The sequence below is a fragment of the Pelobacter propionicus DSM 2379 genome (genome assembly GCF_000015045.1).
Taxonomy (GTDB): domain Bacteria; phylum Desulfobacterota; class Desulfuromonadia; order Geobacterales; family Pseudopelobacteraceae; genus Pseudopelobacter; species Pseudopelobacter propionicus.
In genome coordinates this window covers 174,909-189,681 of sequence record NC_008607.1, presented here as the reverse complement: position 1 = coordinate 189,681, position 14,773 = coordinate 174,909, and the positions used below count along the sequence as shown (strand labels likewise).

At 49.6% G+C, this 14,773-nt stretch carries 14 protein-coding genes; 3 read left to right on the top strand and 11 right to left on the bottom strand.

Translation table 11 applies throughout. The annotated features are described in order from the left end of the window. Positions 1–126: 126 nt before the first annotated feature. The 5 genes from PPRO_RS18940 to PPRO_RS21575 are packed head-to-tail and all read right to left on the bottom strand — an operon-like array spanning position 127 to position 3,202. The gene (locus PPRO_RS18940) at positions 127–1,035 is read right to left on the bottom strand and encodes a DNA-binding protein (protein WP_011733918.1); all 909 of its coding nucleotides are present in this window, start codon (positions 1,033–1,035) and stop codon (positions 127–129) included. Positions 1,036–1,095: 60 nt separating this feature from the next. Beyond that, positions 1,096–2,304: a type II toxin-antitoxin system HipA family toxin gene (locus tag PPRO_RS18935; protein WP_011733917.1), complete on the bottom strand. Its 1,209-nt coding sequence runs from the start codon at positions 2,302–2,304 to the stop codon at positions 1,096–1,098. Further along, a complete protein-coding gene (locus tag PPRO_RS18930) occupies positions 2,301–2,561 on the bottom strand; it encodes a hypothetical protein (RefSeq protein ID WP_041533030.1) in 261 nt (86 codons plus the stop codon). Before PPRO_RS18930 ends, PPRO_RS18935 begins: the two co-directional genes overlap by 4 nt. Next, positions 2,558–2,764: a hypothetical protein gene (locus PPRO_RS21110; protein ID WP_157040155.1), complete on the bottom strand. Its 207-nt coding sequence runs from the start codon at positions 2,762–2,764 to the stop codon at positions 2,558–2,560. The genes PPRO_RS18930 and PPRO_RS21110 overlap by 4 nt, the downstream gene beginning before the upstream one ends. Positions 2,765–2,806: 42 nt before the next feature. Beyond that, positions 2,807–3,202, bottom strand: a complete 396-nt coding sequence (locus tag PPRO_RS21575; RefSeq protein ID WP_232286739.1) for a helix-turn-helix domain-containing protein — start codon at positions 3,200–3,202, stop codon at positions 2,807–2,809. On the opposite strand from PPRO_RS21575, the gene PPRO_RS18920 reads away from it, so the two are divergent. Further along, positions 3,172–4,086 (top strand): 3'-5' exonuclease, encoded by a 915-nt coding sequence (locus PPRO_RS18920; protein ID WP_011733914.1) that lies wholly within the window; start codon positions 3,172–3,174, stop codon positions 4,084–4,086. The genes PPRO_RS21575 and PPRO_RS18920 overlap by 31 nt on opposite strands. Before the next feature lie 80 nt (positions 4,087–4,166). After that, complete coding sequence (locus PPRO_RS18915; RefSeq protein ID WP_011733913.1) at positions 4,167–4,613, top strand: MucR family transcriptional regulator; 447 nt, start codon at positions 4,167–4,169, stop codon at positions 4,611–4,613. A gap of 796 nt (positions 4,614–5,409) precedes the next feature. On the opposite strand, the gene PPRO_RS18905 is transcribed toward PPRO_RS18915, so the two are convergent. Next, positions 5,410–6,678, bottom strand: coding sequence for a methyl-accepting chemotaxis protein (locus PPRO_RS18905; protein ID WP_011733912.1), 1,269 nt, complete (start codon positions 6,676–6,678; stop codon positions 5,410–5,412). Positions 6,679–6,748: 70 nt separating this feature from the next. Next, the gene (locus tag PPRO_RS18900; RefSeq protein WP_157040154.1) at positions 6,749–9,037 is read right to left on the bottom strand and encodes an AAA family ATPase; all 2,289 of its coding nucleotides are present in this window, start codon (positions 9,035–9,037) and stop codon (positions 6,749–6,751) included. A gap of 516 nt (positions 9,038–9,553) precedes the next feature. Here PPRO_RS18900 and PPRO_RS20525 point away from each other — a divergent pair. After that, complete coding sequence (locus PPRO_RS20525; RefSeq protein ID WP_198138379.1) at positions 9,554–10,273, top strand: hypothetical protein; 720 nt, start codon at positions 9,554–9,556, stop codon at positions 10,271–10,273. Between the two features lie 91 nt (positions 10,274–10,364). On the opposite strand, the gene PPRO_RS18895 is transcribed toward PPRO_RS20525, so the two are convergent. Genes PPRO_RS18895 through PPRO_RS18880 form a run of 4 tightly spaced genes read right to left on the bottom strand, consistent with a single transcriptional unit; the run spans position 10,365 to position 14,715 of the window. Continuing rightward, positions 10,365–10,841: a hypothetical protein gene (locus tag PPRO_RS18895; protein ID WP_011733909.1), complete on the bottom strand. Its 477-nt coding sequence runs from the start codon at positions 10,839–10,841 to the stop codon at positions 10,365–10,367. A 29-nt stretch (positions 10,842–10,870) separates the two neighbouring features. Beyond that, positions 10,871–12,358, bottom strand: coding sequence for a conjugal transfer protein TraH (locus PPRO_RS18890; RefSeq protein ID WP_011733908.1), 1,488 nt, complete (start codon positions 12,356–12,358; stop codon positions 10,871–10,873). Positions 12,359–12,367: 9 nt separating this feature from the next. After that, a complete protein-coding gene (locus tag PPRO_RS18885) occupies positions 12,368–13,210 on the bottom strand; it encodes a conjugal transfer protein TraF (protein WP_011733907.1) in 843 nt (280 codons plus the stop codon). Next, a complete protein-coding gene (locus PPRO_RS18880) occupies positions 13,195–14,715 on the bottom strand; it encodes an HD domain-containing protein (RefSeq protein ID WP_157040153.1) in 1,521 nt (506 codons plus the stop codon). Before PPRO_RS18880 ends, PPRO_RS18885 begins: the two co-directional genes overlap by 16 nt. Positions 14,716–14,773 lie beyond the last annotated feature (58 nt).

Below are 14,773 nucleotides of genomic sequence, written 5' to 3'. Positions count from 1 at the left end.
TGACACGTTGACATGCGTGCTCCGCCGCTTTGTAGTGGAGACAAAGCAAATCTGTGGAAGCTGGAGGTGGCCATGATTGCGTTGACATGCGTGCTCCGCCGCTTTGTAGTGGAGACGACAGCCCCTTTATCCTACCTGTTCTTCCGGTGTGATAGCACCAGCTCTCTGGGCAAAGTTATTCCGCTCCTCTTCGAGGGCCAACGCTTTCTCCAGGCTAGATTTATCTGCCAGTAACCCAGTAACTCGTCCTTCAAGATCAGCAACGGTTTTCCTGAGCGCCAGGATCTCAGTCTTTTGTTCCGAGATTGTAGCCTTACTTTCGCCTTTCGCTTCCAACAAAGTAGCCCTGAGCTCGACCAATGCCTCGCTTTGATCATTGCTTCGTTGTTCGGCAACTGCCTGAGCCTTTTCGGCAGCCACCCGACCATTTTGGGCATCTGCAAGCTGGGCCTCCAAGTGTTCGGCTCGCGACTCCGCTTTCTTCGTAGCTTCGTCTGCGCGCTGGATCTGGAGCTGTGCTTTGGCTGTTTCGGTCCTGGAGGCCTCGGCAGACTCGATGAGCTGCCGGCGTTCAGTCTCCAACTCCTGCACCCGGGCCAATAAGGTATCAATCCTCTCGTTCGCCACCGCTTCGGATTTCTCGGTGGACTGGCGATCCGCTTCTGCCCGTGTCCGGATTGCATTCAGTTCGTCGGTCAGCTGCTCAATCCGTCGTTCCGCACCACTCAAGCCTTCGAGTGCCTCAGCCTCTCTGGCGCCAGCCTGGTCGATCTCTTCTTTCAGCTTATCCGCGGCATCTACCTGCGCCTGGCCCAATGCGCGAAGGATTACCCCCTGAACATCGGTAGGAATTTCCAGAGGAACCAAAGATGGAGCGCTCTCTTTATTCAGGCGCCACCGCTTGATGTGCCCGAGCACCGTTGCCAGGCTACCGCCAGTAACGGTAAGGACCGACCGCCCCGTTATCTTGAGCCCCTCCCTCTCAAGCTTCTCGCATGCGCCAGCAACCATCTCATACGAAGCAACCTGTTGCATTGTGCCCCCCTCCCCTTGTCGTGATCCAATATTGAATATTGTGTTTGATATGATATGGTATCATATCAGCACTAAATTTGCCACGCCGACTTCCCAAGACGCAAGCTGCAGGTTCCCCACCTCTCGATACTCTGGGTGCTCCACCATGTAAGCTGATACGATCCCCCGGGTATCGGTCACCGCCTCGGCGACCTTCTCCAGGATCTGCCCCACCCTCCCGACAGGCAAACTCAGATGAGACACAGCGAAGCGCTCTAGCGCTCTCCGTGACCACCATTTCTTTGTCCCAAACAGACTGAGTGCCGGCACGTCCTTTGGGATATACGCCGTGGTTGTCACCACATCATAGACGGGCGCCAATTGGACCAGCTGACCGGGGCGATCATACAGGACACCAAAATTCTTCAGGTGGGCGTCCCCATTGCGTACCATACAGGACAGCACGAGTGAAGCGAAAAACTGCTCACGCGCGACCAGTAGAGCTGCTGGGGAAACGAAATCCTTGATCGTCCGCGCAACACGTTCGTAGGTGCTGCTGTATTTCCGGGTTGTAGCCAAGGCCTGCAAGGAGCATATGTCCTCAAAGCCGAGTGGCTCCCCCCTTTCTCCCAGATCAAAGCGCTTCATCACGAACAGCCCACCGTTTTCAGACAAATGGAATTCCGGGACCGAGAGGCCTGCGCGTTTTGCCGCGGTCATGCAAAAGAACTCATTCGCCGCCAACTGGGGATACTCGCTCCCCCAGGACTTCACGATGTAGCCACCGACGGCGGCGGTTCCTCGTTCCGTCGCATCGAGCATCACCTTCGGCTGAACACCAGATACCCCGGAGCGCAGGGCATACTTCGCCACCAGATCGTTGAACAACTCTTCTGTGTCCGGATACGACAGCAACTCATCCAATGACTCTTTGGTTTCTACGATCCCGGGCGCCGGGTCAGCCGCGAGAGAGAAACGGTTACGTCCGACCTGGTTGCCACCAGTCACCCGAAGAATCGTTAGATCGTCTTCGCCGATCAGTTTCGAAACAGTCCTCCGGATTGCCTCCAGGAGCGCCCCCTCAGGTAGGTTCATTTGGAATATCGGATGCAGGTCACGGCTCGCCCAGCTCTCCAGCCGCACGGGCATGGTCAGCGAGACTTGAGCCGACGGAGACTCGGCAGCCGGGTCGTATGCGAACACATACTGATGCTGATCAATAGATCGATCCAGGAGGCCGGCTCTCTGGTCGTCCGCCCAGACAGCAAGGGTGTGTGGCGTGATTGTCATGATTCGCCCAAGGTGAAGCCCTTGGCCCAATCCGCTACCGTCAATCCCTGGCTGATGATTTCCGCGGCTCTGGTTGTGGATGGATCAATGTTCATTTGCACCATCCAGTCGACCCCGTTCTGAGCGATAGCAATCTGGCGTTCATATTCACTTTTCTTTCTCGACTTGAGCATTGCCATGTGTGAAATGGTTGCCAACGTGCAATCGACAAGATATGCGAGTGCCTGTCCCGGGGTGCTCACTTCAGCCTTTCTCATGCCGTCTCTTCTCCGTGTTTTGCGCAGACTTTGCACCGACGCAGTTCATGTGACAGGCCTTGAAGATTCTCTTTTTTCTCTACCTTGCCACAGTGGCTTCGAACAAATTCAGGTTTCAAAGGAGAGCTCTCCCACCAGTGGGCCATGCCATTGCGGCTATTACAACTCACATTCCATCCAGGTTCTTTCATCGATTTTTCCATTTTGCACGCTCCATGACATGCGTCCATTCTATTGACGCCACTCTATGGCTGTTCGCTCCTCAACTCTTCAAGCGTCGGAGGCGCTCCAGCAGCCCGTACTTGCAACTCAAGCCCCAGATACTCCAGTACCCGAATCAGCTTGCGTACCCCAATATCCTGCACTGTCCCCATCTCGATTTGGCTGATAGTGGTCCGACTCATACCAAGAGCTGCGGCGACTTGTGCTTGTGAAAGTTTTCTGTGCTTCCGCTCTTCACGGATTTTTTTTCCCAGCTCGAATAACATGCTTGCATTGTATATGATGCTTTTTTGGTTTGCAACCGTATTTGTTTCGCATATAATGCAATAACAGTACACAGAAAGGTATTGGTGATCTACAGGCAAAATACCTGCGAAGGAGGCGGCAAATGAATGTCCCGAAACATGAAATGGATGCATTGAAACTGCTCGAAGCATCACAGAAATATCGTATCCTTCGACGCCTGGACATCATGCAGCACCCTGGTCTCACGGGAAAACCAATCACCGGGAAGACGAGGCGGGTAGGCCTGTGTATCGATACAGAGACAACAGGCTTCAACTTCTCTGATGATGTGATTATCGAGCTTGGCATTGTGGCGTTCGAGTATGACGCCATGACAGGGGAAATCAGCAGGATCGTGGACACATATTCGGGTTTCGAAGATCCGTGCCGTCCCCTGGACCCGGAAGTGACGGCAGTTACGGGTATCACTGACGACATGCTTGCCGGCCAGTCGCTAGATGATGCGGCTGTTGGAAAGATTGTAAGTCAAGCAAGTCTATGTTTTTGTCACAACTGCAAATTTGACCGTTCCTTTTTGGAGAGAAGGTTTCCTGAGTTTGAGAAGCTCCCTTTTGCATGCACTATGTCGCAGATAGACTGGAAAAATGAGCTCGTTACATCTCGGACTTTAGAGTATTTGTTATACAAATGTGGAGCGTGTTTCATTGATGCACATCGTGCGCTCAATGATGCAGAAGGACTGTTAGGATTGCTCCTAGAGAATTTACCAGTTTCTAAGTTATCTGTATTTAAAACAGTTTTGGAAAATGCCAGAAAACCAAGCTTTAAGATCATGGCCTACAACTCAGCATATTCGGCAAAAGATTCGCTGAGGGATAGAAAATACCACTGGGAGCCTGGAGGTGATGGAAAGATAAAAACTTGGTGGACAGTTGTTTCTGAAAAAGACCTTGATAACGAGATTACGTTTCTTAACAATATCGCCTATACCAATGGAACAGATGATGTTGAGATAATAAAAATTGATGCGTTCAATAGATTTTCACGAAGAGAGTAGTTTTTTGTTGATATTGCATGGTGGTTTTATATAATGTCTTCATAGTTGTTATAATTCATAATATGTCAAGGAGTATATCAATGACTCAATCTCTTGTCGAACTTACTGCAAGTATTGTTTCAGCTCACGCATCAGGCTCACAGATGTCGAAGGAAGACCTGCTTGGTGAGATCAATGCAGTCTATTCGTCTCTGAAGGCGCTGGAGGGTGGAACGCCGGAAGCGCTGGAAGCAAGTGAACCTGCCTCTCAGGCCCCCGCCCTGACTATACGCAAGGCTTTCAAGGATGATCAGATCGGGTGCATGATCTGTGGCAAGACCGGATTCAAGACCTTGACCAGGCACTTGAAGCAGGCCCACGATCTCAAGCCCGGCCAGTACCGCAAGCAGTTCAATATTTCCCCAACACAGGCGTTGACTGCGAAGAACTACTCCGAGGCCCGCCGCGCTGCTGCCAAAGAGAACAACCTGGCCGCCAATCTAGAAAAAGCCAGAGCGGTCAGAGCATCAAAAAAAACCAAGAAGTAAAAAAACTGCATTTAATTACACCAAATAATCAAACCCCTTGCCAGATATTATTATGAGAGCATTTTTCGTGGCTCTCAATCTCCGGCAAGGGGTTTATGCATGTTGAAGAAAGTGTTGTTGGCGTTGGCCTGGGCGAGCTCAGTGTCCTATCTTTATGCGGGAAACGGAACTAGCGGATTCGGGTATCAAGGAGATTACCGGTTACTGGCTCTGGTGAGTCTGGTTGTCTGCACAGTCTTGATGATCGACAGGGAAAGCCGTTTTCTGCAGGCCATCAAGAGAATGCTGAGGTTGCGCTCCCCTTTCGTCGAGTGCGATTAACCACCAGTCGCTACGGAAGAGGATTTCAAACCTTGCAAGTAATCTAATCCCCAGGCTATGCTCTTTTGGTCCTTTTCGGACAAAGGGTTCTGCGCCTCGATTGTCAGGCTAGTTGGATTGATTGTCGCAAAGCGGCGCCGGCTACTGCAGCCAGGGACTTCGGGCGGGCAAACCCCATCTACAATTTGACCTCTATTCTCCACCCACAGATGAGGATATGGGCGTCTTCCTGGTGGCGATACCTCACCAAAGACTATCTTGCTCTCAGGTAGTCTCCATGCCACCTGAGAGTTGGTTATCCGGCATTTGCCGTTTCCTCCGAAAGGGGAAAACCAAAAGCCAGTAAGATCCCATCCTAGCTTTCCCTCGACCCACCCCCAAGCAAAAGGCGATATCTCCTTTACCTCCTGAGGAGCAAGAATCCCGATTGACACAAACAGGAATAAATAGACAGACGTATTGAAGACTCGTTGGATCAAACCCTGAACCACGCGGCCGATTTCTCAAGATCAGCAGAGAGGGCCGACAGCAGCTTTGCAGATTCTTCAATTTGTTCTGCAGACTCTTCGGTAGACCGCGTACCGGTGGCAATTTTCTCGATACTTGACGAAACCTCGGCAGTCACAGCGGACTCTTCTTCGGTTGCTGTTGCAATCCTCACGATTATGTCCATGCTGTTGCTTGATGCTCTCACAATCGCTTCCAAGGCCTGATTTGCTTCTTCAGTTCTTGCCAGGCCTCCGTCTGCATCGCGTTTACTGGATGCCATGCCAGCAACCGCCTGCTCCGTATCCTTCTGAATGTTTTTGATCATCTCGGCGATTTCTCTGGTAGCCCGAGCTGTGCGTTCAGCCAGCGCCCTCACCTCGTCAGCGACAACAGCGAAACCTCGTCCCTGTTCACCGGCCCGGGCCGCCTCGATGGCAGCATTAAGAGCCAGCAGGTTGGTCTGGTCCGCCACGTCCTCAATAGTCCCCACGATATTCCCGATCTGAACACTTGATTCACCCAACTTGCCAATGGTTGTTGATGATTCCTGAACCGAATTGGCGATTTTTTGCATTTCACCCATAACCTCGGCAACTGCGGCAAGACCATTATTTGCAGCCTCGGCGGTTTCTGTTGCGGCAACTGTTGCCTGTTCAGCGCTGCCAGCAATGTCCAGGAGAGTTTGGGACATCTCAAGAGAAGCGCTAGACACCTGGCTGGTCTGGTGAGCCTGTTCGTGGGCGTTGTGATTCATCTCCTGCGTGGTCTGCAAGAGGCTGTTTGAGTTTTCTGCAAGAGTATGGGTGAGTCGATTAATATCGGAAGAAACTTCCCTCAGCTTTTCAATGATCCTTTTCATTGCAGCGAAAAGCATTCCGATTTCCTCGTTACTCTTCACATTTATGTTTTGAGTGAGGTCACCATCAGCAATCCTTTCAAGAGCCTGTTGAGCATACCAGAGAGACTTACAGATGACGTTCTTGATAGTAAAGTGAGCTACATAATAACAGACAATAACACCCAAGACCAGCATACCAGCTATTAGATTACGGAGCGTTTCGAATTGACTAATCTCTTTGGCTACTATTTCATTTGGAATGTTGTACTTCGTTGCATATTGTTGAAGAAGATCGATAAATGTACTAATTTGATATATAGAAAACGATCCCATTACTATGGCGAAAACCATCACAAAAGCGACTGAAATAAACATTTTTGTGGCAATTGATTGTTGATAGAACCATGATTTTAACATATTTTAGCCCCCATTTAACTATAGTAGTATTAATAAATGTATCTGCAATCTGCACTATTTTTTTCAGTTTTTATGCTAAGGAAATCAGTTTTTCCAAAACCGTTGTTCTCCTTGTCTCGGTTAGGCTCTTGCAAGCCCTTTCGAACATATATTTTTGACCCACCATCAGCACCTTCTGTTTTGCTCGCGTGACAGCAGTGTAGAGCCACTGTGCGGTAAGCATGATCGTGTGTGCTGACGAGATTGGGATCAGGACAAAGCGGTATTCGCTGCCTTGACACTTGTGAGTGGTAAGAGCATAGGCCATTTCTAAAACCCCTGCGCTCAACAGCAACGAGTCATATTTTGCAATAAATCCTTCGGGGTATGCAACGAGCAGCTCGCGATTATCGGAATCTCCGTCAAGAATAACACCAACTGATCCGTTGAAAACTCTTTTGGTTTCCGATGAATCGATGTTGTTGTGATAGTCGCTCAAGCTGTGAGCCTTTACTATTTGCATATCACGGTTCAGTGTATGGACAACCTTGTCGCCAGGTTTGAATGTTACACTGCCGACTTGCACGGCTCTCCCCTCATGCTCTCCTGGATTGAACACGCGCTGGGCAACATCATTAAGCGCCTCTGTCCCTAGCGGACCTTTCCTTATCGGCGACAGAAGCTGAAAATCAAGGATTGGGTTTTTAATGTAAGGCGAAATCGCACGCATTTTTGCTTCAATGAATTCAATGATCCGCTGGCTATTTTCTTCGCGCAACGGAACCTTGTCCTTGTCGGATAACCGGAAGTAATTCCCTGGTAGATTCTTTTGGACAAACTGAAAATCCTTGAATCCTTCTTCCTGGAGATAACCTGTTGGCACCACTCCTCTGCGGATATCGTTAGCGAAAAACGAAAGCACGGAATCATCTGATTGACGGTAAATTCGGGTCAATCGAGCCACAGGAATAATGCCGCTCTCGATGATGTTGCGAAACGGATCGCCGGCGCCAATGGGGGGAAGCTGCCCAGGATCTCCCATCAGAATCAGGACAGCATCCCGGTCAACCGCCTCAATCAAATTCCTCATGATAAACGAGTTCACCATACTGCCTTCATCCAAGACGATTACCTGGTAACCAAGCTGGTTATCCGGGCCATGTTCAAACTCTTGTCCCCTCCAACCTAATGCCGAATGTATCGTGAAAGAGTTGAATCCGGAGAGGGTTCTGATTCTGTCTGAGGCAATACCGGAAAGCGCCATGCAGCAGACCTGATCTTCGTCGAACTTGGACAGTAGTAGTTGAATCAAGGCTTTTGATACTGTGCTCTTGCCGGTTCCGGCGTACCCAGTGACAGCAATAGTGCGATGACCGGCCGCAACCATTTTGATCGAATCAACCTGCTCTTCGGAAAAGGTGATGCCTATTTTTTGTTCTATTGATTCTATGAACCGCTGGGTTTCGGAAGGGGATTTGATGGGTACTGGTGGCAACTCAACCCTGCGCCGTAGAGCCTCGCATATTCGCTTTTCCGTGGCATGGTGCCGTTTCAGAGCAAGCATGTCACCCAAGCGAACGATCTCTTCTCTCCCCTCCATCTGTTCGAGTTCGCCGGCAAGTTCTATTCTCTCAATGTTGCTGCCGTTTTCGCTATCCAGTTCCTTTGCGGCCTGACTAATAACGTCTTCGGGTTTGACCAGAGTGTTCCCACTGTCATCGGCCATTGATGCCATCACGAATTGCAGACAGGCTGCCAGGCGAAAAGGGTCATGCGGATCGGTGCCGAGTCGTAACGCAACATCATCTGCTTTTTTAAAACCGATTCCGTTCACATGGGTAAGTGAGTACGGATTCCCCTTGATAATCACTATGGCACGGTCTTCAAAGTGGTTATACACACGAGTGATAAGGCCAGGGGAGAGTCCATAAGGCGAAAGAAAATCGGATAGCATCTTGATGTGACGGTATTTCTGCCATGAACCGATGATTTTGCCCAGGCGAGATCCACCAATACCCTTCACATTCAGGAGTTCGTTATGTCTGGCAGGCGTTTCCATAATTGATGTCAACTCAGCATCCGAAAACATGTCAATCATGGACTGCGCTGGCTTTTCACCAACTTTAACTACCCGAGTCAGAAAAAAGAACATCTCTGACCCATCTGGTGTCAGCGAGGACAAACGAAAACTTTTACCATAGCGGGCATGGCTGTCCCATGTGCCTTCCATCGAGCAGACCACGCCGACAATAGATTCCGGATCCTGTAGTATGTTTCCTGTTGCACGGAATGAACGACCACCATGCTCGCATGATAGGACTACCCAGTTATTGTTGTAGACACGAGAACCGGTGACCTTGGCCTTGATTGTTTGTGACACGATGGTTTTCTCCCAGCAGTATATTTATATGACATTATGTGCTATTTGCTTATGATGTTAAAGACTAAAACTGTTATAGCTCAAAATAGTTGTTACTGGGGTTTTCATGTGATAATGGCGTGACAGTCACAGATTGTGTCAGGCTGAAGTCATGCCCATTGTGTCCATCTAGAACTCAGAAATGTCATTGGTTGCTGGAGTCGTTTGAACAGGTGCCCAGCCCCCCCTTTATTCGTTATCGATTTGATATTGCAAGGCGCTGAACTGATTCTTCCTGAATTAAGGAAAAACATGATTTTTTGAATAGTTAAGCGCAGTCAATTTAAATTAATCATTATAGAATTATTTTTTTGTTGATTCTTATCTCGTGATACGTAAGATCGTTATTAACGTATCCGAGTAATAGCAATTTTACGTTTTTTATAGAGTAACGGTTGTACAAAGAACATATATCCCAGGTCTGTGTCGGACGTAGTAGAGTTTGTTGAATACACAAAATCAATAACGAGGAACATTGTGATACGAGAGAGAATCAAGGACTACGAAAAAGATCTCAAGGCAGCAAAGATGGAGCTTGAAGACCACAATTACGAAGTCGATACTTCAGAAGTGCCGTGGTATATCGAAGCTCAAGGTGGAGAAAGGCGGACTCTAAAAGAGTGTGCAGATCTACAAACCGAAGAGTGGCGCAATATAGAAATAAAACTTCTCGACGCAATTCATTTGGCAGAAACGAAACTAAGCTCAGTTCGATCAGATTTGGCGAGAAGTGAGGAGTTCCGGGAATGGCGGATAATTGTCGATGGATTTGAGTCTGGGACAACATTGGCACCAAGTTCAAGTGAAGCACTGAAAGTTGCGATCACTAAAATCGACCGGTCTGATTACCCATATGTTGAAACGACCATGTGGATTAGCGTCAAGGTTACCTGCGATGAAAGTGGGGAAGAAGATCTCGATACTGTGGCGCTTCATCCGGATGAACCTGGTTGTGTTGATGGTAAAAACCATGATTGGCAATCTCCTCACAAGGTCGTTGGAGGGCGTGAAGATTATCCTGGTATGTGGCCAAATGAAGCGGGTGTGATAATCCGAGAAGTGTGTGGGAATTGCGGGAAGTACAAGGTCACGAATACCTGGGCCCTGGACGTGGCGACTGGTGCACACGGTCTTCGATCCGTATCCTACGAAAAGCCAGATGATTTTTCGCTTCAATGGCTTGCAGACAAAAGATAATCTACCGCTACTGGGATTCACGCCATAACAAGAAGGCTCCCGGTCGATGATCAGGAGCCTTCTTTCGTTCATGCTATTTTGTTCAGGAGACCTATGCGGTTGCTGCCGGCATTTCCGCCATCTCACCAACAACCAGAATCTGTTCCTCGTGCTGGAGTGCCGGTGTCTGCTTTTTGTTCGAGAATCCGCGAGGCGGCCTGTAGTTGAGGCTCAGGGCCTTTGCCAGATCGATATTGAGATCATTGATACTGTCTTTGACCTGGTTGTACCGCTGAACGTACTCCTGAAGATCGGTATACGTCAGTTTACCGCGTTCGAAGTTCGTCATTCGCAGACGGTACATGAATTCGTCACATGTATTCAGAAGATTGACCGTATCAGCGGTATCAGGGGTTTTGTTGCGCACAACGTTCCAGGACCGGTCCTCTTTGATGAGGCGCATCTTGCGCTCCTGCGCTGTTTCCCTTGGCCGTTCTTCTCCGTTGGTACTGCTGGCGCCAGTTCGGGCGTCTCTGGGGGGCCTGTTATTCCTGGGGGGAGTGGCTGCCTTCGTCTGTTCTCCTGCCATGGTGGTGTTTCCTCCTCTGTGGTTTGTGGTTATCGTCTTGCAAGGTGATCAGCGATCCCTTTGGTGAAGCGTCCTTTCAATTCTGCATACACCGTCTCGTCAGCAGCCTGCATTCGTCTTTGCAGGTCTCCGATCGTATTCGATTCGGCCATAACAGCAGTGTAGTTCTCCTTGATCTCAAGCATTTTCTGGTGAATCCTTTCAAGGACCACTTCGAATTGTGCTTTTGTCGGATTCAATAGGCTCAGTTGGCATGTTGCTGGGTCGGCTCCAGACTTTGCCCCAACCGATGATGAGTTTATATGCGCAACAGCATCAGGCAGCTGCTGGATTTTGATGAACAGGTCCGACAGCATGTAGTATGCGAGCGCATTGCTTGCGATATTTGCTAACTCAGCCACGGTGGCCGACTCCATTTTTGTCGATGCTGCAGCTCTCAGGTAATTGTAGACACCCGGAGGCATGCTTCCCAAGAAATCCTGCTCAGCCAGTGAGTAGGCTACCTTCGTTTTCATCTTGGTGATGATGCTGGTCAACATGTTGACCGAATACGTCACCAAAGACCTGTTTGTGTCTGTAATCTGTTGACAAGACGCTGTAGGTGATGCCTTGGAGCTTGTGTGGCCCATCAGAAATGCCACCGGGCTGGCGTTGTCATCGCATGAGTCCACAACACGGGCCACAAATGTACTGCCAGTTGTCGCAGGAGGAATTATTTCTACGTCACCGACAAAACCACGAATCAGCTCCACATAGGCTGTGGGTAGATTTTTCTTTGCAGCAATGTTGTCCAGGAAACTGCCCTGGCCATAGAGGTCAACTATCTCCTGGGGGCAGCCAGCGATTGAGCCTTGTGCTGTTGCCTGAATGGTAGGTGCCGTGCTGGCATTGCCAGAAGCAACGTCTTTCTGTTCGGACTTAAACAGACCTGTGACCTTCGTATACAGGTCACCCATACCGCTGGAAGTCCAGAAATCTGATTGTGCAGAACTGAGCTCGGACTGCATTTTTTCACCCAGTAGGTTTGAGGCGGGGGAGGCTATTGTTGCAACAAGCGCTTTAGACGCCTTGCAATCATCCAACTGCAAATTATTGAGAGCGTCAGCCCATGCCCCCAGCTCTTTCAGTGTCCCGGAGATCTGTGGCGAAACTGCCTTTAGTGCAATGTCGAAGGCTGCGGCCGGAGCTGCGGACATTATCCGCTGTAACTTTTGCACAAGGTAGTCAACGTCCATAAACGCAAAACCACCCATGAATGTATCAATCCCACCACACCCCGACTTGATATGCGGAGTCGAGACGGTCATGAGATAGTCGTTGCTGTCTTTCCAGTGAGCTTGGAATGAGCCACCGGTATAATAACCGCGAGTTGCTCCTTGAAACGACGAAGGGCTCGCGCTCTGCTTACTGGTTATCCAGTCATCCACCCACCCTGATCGTGCGATTGTTGGAAGGGTAAGCAACATGAGTGCGACACATACAGCTGCTCTCCGTATCGTGGTTTTCTGGACTTTCACAATCCCTCCTCAGCGCCTTTTTTTCCCGACGTCGTAACCTCCTCCACGCTGATAGTCGTAGAGGTCAAACTGCTCCGGAGTGGTCTCCTTGTTGAGATACCGGACGGCCTTGTATGTACGCTCAGTTATTTCGTCTGCAGATGCCACGCCTGCAGTGACTGGAAAGAAATCCTGGTTCCCTTTCTGGATCAGGATGATTGTCGGTGTTATCGTGACACCAAATCTCGACGCCATACTTGGATTTTGTGAAATATCCACGGTTTTCACGGTCCATCCGGTACTCTGAGTGAACCACCTGAGGATTCCTTCCTGTTCGCTGCAATATCGGCAACCGGGTTTTGAGAACATCACTAGCGCGTAATTATGTTGATTGTTGGCCAAGGTCTGTCGTTTCTCTGCTTCACTCATCGCCACTTGGGCGCTTCGCCCGGGCGTTGATATCGGATAATCGCCCTTCGTCGTCAGTTCAGGGTTGCGCTGCCAGGTAAAATCACTTGCCGATGTGAAAGCATACGCTTTCTTCCGCGTGACTTCATTGACTCTCCAAAAGTCTCGAACGTTCGATTCAGTCGGTTTTCGGAATGCCCGGGCACGCATATCATCCCAGAGTTCGCCTAAGTCTTGTGGATCCATATTCCACATTTTTTCTTCTGTAATCCCTTTGAGCGACTTATATTTGCGCCCCTTCTTTGGGGAGTCTGCCGGCTTTTCTTCTTTCTTCTCCTCATCCTGCTTTGGTGGTTCCCGGTCATACCACCACCACCCCTTACCTGAATCCTCGAAGTAGCTGCCAAAGCACGTATTCGTGGTGGCCAACAACAGGATTGCAGTCAGAACTAGACGTTTGCGCATTGCTTTACCTCAAACTGTTTCGGGACGATTTTGCTCACCATCCTCTGTATCGCCTCTCCTTTGCGGCTAGACATTGCGGCTAGGGTTTCGCCAAACGATTCCAGGGGGTGAAACGGGATCAGGAACATAGTGATATTCCTGCCACCACCAGTGATTACGTTGACGGCGACTTGGTAGTAACCATTTCCCATAAGACTGGTCATGACTTTTTGCTTGCGACCGAGCTCCTGGATAGCCGTATAGATGTAATCGCGTCGGTCTGCTGTGTTTGCATCCGCGAGCAGTAGTTTTGTGTCTCTGTTGGCCGCCAGTTTTTTTAGGTTTTCCCAAACCAGTCTTTCATCAACCCACACCAACCCTGTGGAGTTGTCTGACACAGCCATCCAAGTCGTTTTCCCTGTGTTATTATTGGAGATCATCATATCGACTGATTTATGGATGCCGGACAGTAGTCTTTCCATATCCCACCACTCCGGCAATGCCATTTCTTTGCAGATGTGTTTCCCCTTTGTCGGACTGCCTCCACTCTCGTTCGCATACACATTTGGCACTAATGGTTGAGGAGGAGCTTCTGGTGCCGAGGCAGTTTTTGTGGCAGCAGGAATCTTACATGGGGTGTTCTTTTCCTCAGGAACATTTTCTGGACCAGGGATGGTGAGAGGGTCATGATTCTCCTTCGCTGGTTTCATCTTATCTTCAGCTTTGATTGGAGACTCTGGTGCCGGCGCCGAGGGTTCCTCTTCACTTGTTGCTCCGGATGGGTCGATTCCGGTGAGTACGCTTGAGACGCCATCTCTTGCATCAAGCCACGCGATCAATCCTTCCCCTTCTATTGTCCGGGCCTCACCGTCTGCAGCCTTGAGATGGTCAGCAAGAGGGTTCCCGGTAACGAGCAAGTGGTGACTCATGATGATCTTGTTCAAGTCGGTCCGGTTGGGCAAGGCCGCATATTCCGGTACCCCATTAAGTATGTTGGTCGACAGGGCGGCATGATCACCGGACTTATAGATTTTCCCGTAATACCGTGGGATCTTCCCGATATCGTGTCCAAGTGAGACAATTAAGGCGTCAGGCAGTAGTACATCATGCTGGAATTTGGCGACGTACTTCCGGGCAACAAGGAGAGAATGTTTCCACAGAGGAACCCGCGAGAGGAACTGGTAAAGCTCATCGCCAATTTCTTTTTCGGCCTCATGCTTGTATGCCTCCTTGCCTTTGCCAATGACTGACGGGCAATCACCATCGGTGTCGAGGAGCATCAAGAGTTTTAAAATGACTGTACGGCGGCTCCCCTTCACGATCGGTTTAGAAACAAATTCGTCATAAAATCTGCTGATTTCAGCATGCTTGAATGTCGGCCGAACAATGTTCCTGGCTTTTTCCGCATCATCTTCCGTTTCACGCCACAGAAACGATATTTTTGACAGGTAGATCTCTTTGGCGGCCCACAACCAACTGATTTCTTCGAGGCGCTCAATGTCGCTGTTATGCTCTTGATCTTTCAAAACCCCACCTGGCACTGGTACATCCAGAGTAGTTTTTTCGGATTCATGTCGCACAACG

Bases quoted from the DNA above. Each gene is read 5' to 3' on its own strand.
- PPRO_RS21110 (WP_157040155.1), bottom strand. From the start codon at position 2,764: ATGGAAAAATCGATGAAAGAACCTGGATGGAATGTGAGTTGTAATAGC.
- PPRO_RS18915 (WP_011733913.1), top strand. From the start codon at position 4,167: ATGACTCAATCTCTTGTCGAACTTACTGCAAGTATTGTTTCAGCTCAC.
- PPRO_RS18920 (WP_011733914.1), top strand. From the start codon at position 3,172: ATGAATGTCCCGAAACATGAAATGGATGCATTGAAACTGCTCGAAGCA.
- PPRO_RS18940 (WP_011733918.1), bottom strand. From the start codon at position 1,035: ATGCAACAGGTTGCTTCGTATGAGATGGTTGCTGGCGCATGCGAGAAG.
- PPRO_RS18895 (WP_011733909.1), bottom strand. From the start codon at position 10,841: ATGGCAGGAGAACAGACGAAGGCAGCCACTCCCCCCAGGAATAACAGG.
- PPRO_RS18905 (WP_011733912.1), bottom strand. From the start codon at position 6,678: ATGTTAAAATCATGGTTCTATCAACAATCAATTGCCACAAAAATGTTT.
- PPRO_RS21575 (WP_232286739.1), bottom strand. From the start codon at position 3,202: ATGCATCCATTTCATGTTTCGGGACATTCATTTGCCGCCTCCTTCGCA.
- PPRO_RS18930 (WP_041533030.1), bottom strand. From the start codon at position 2,561: ATGAGAAAGGCTGAAGTGAGCACCCCGGGACAGGCACTCGCATATCTT.
- PPRO_RS18935 (WP_011733917.1), bottom strand. From the start codon at position 2,304: ATGACAATCACGCCACACACCCTTGCTGTCTGGGCGGACGACCAGAGA.
- PPRO_RS18885 (WP_011733907.1), bottom strand. From the start codon at position 13,210: ATGCGCAAACGTCTAGTTCTGACTGCAATCCTGTTGTTGGCCACCACG.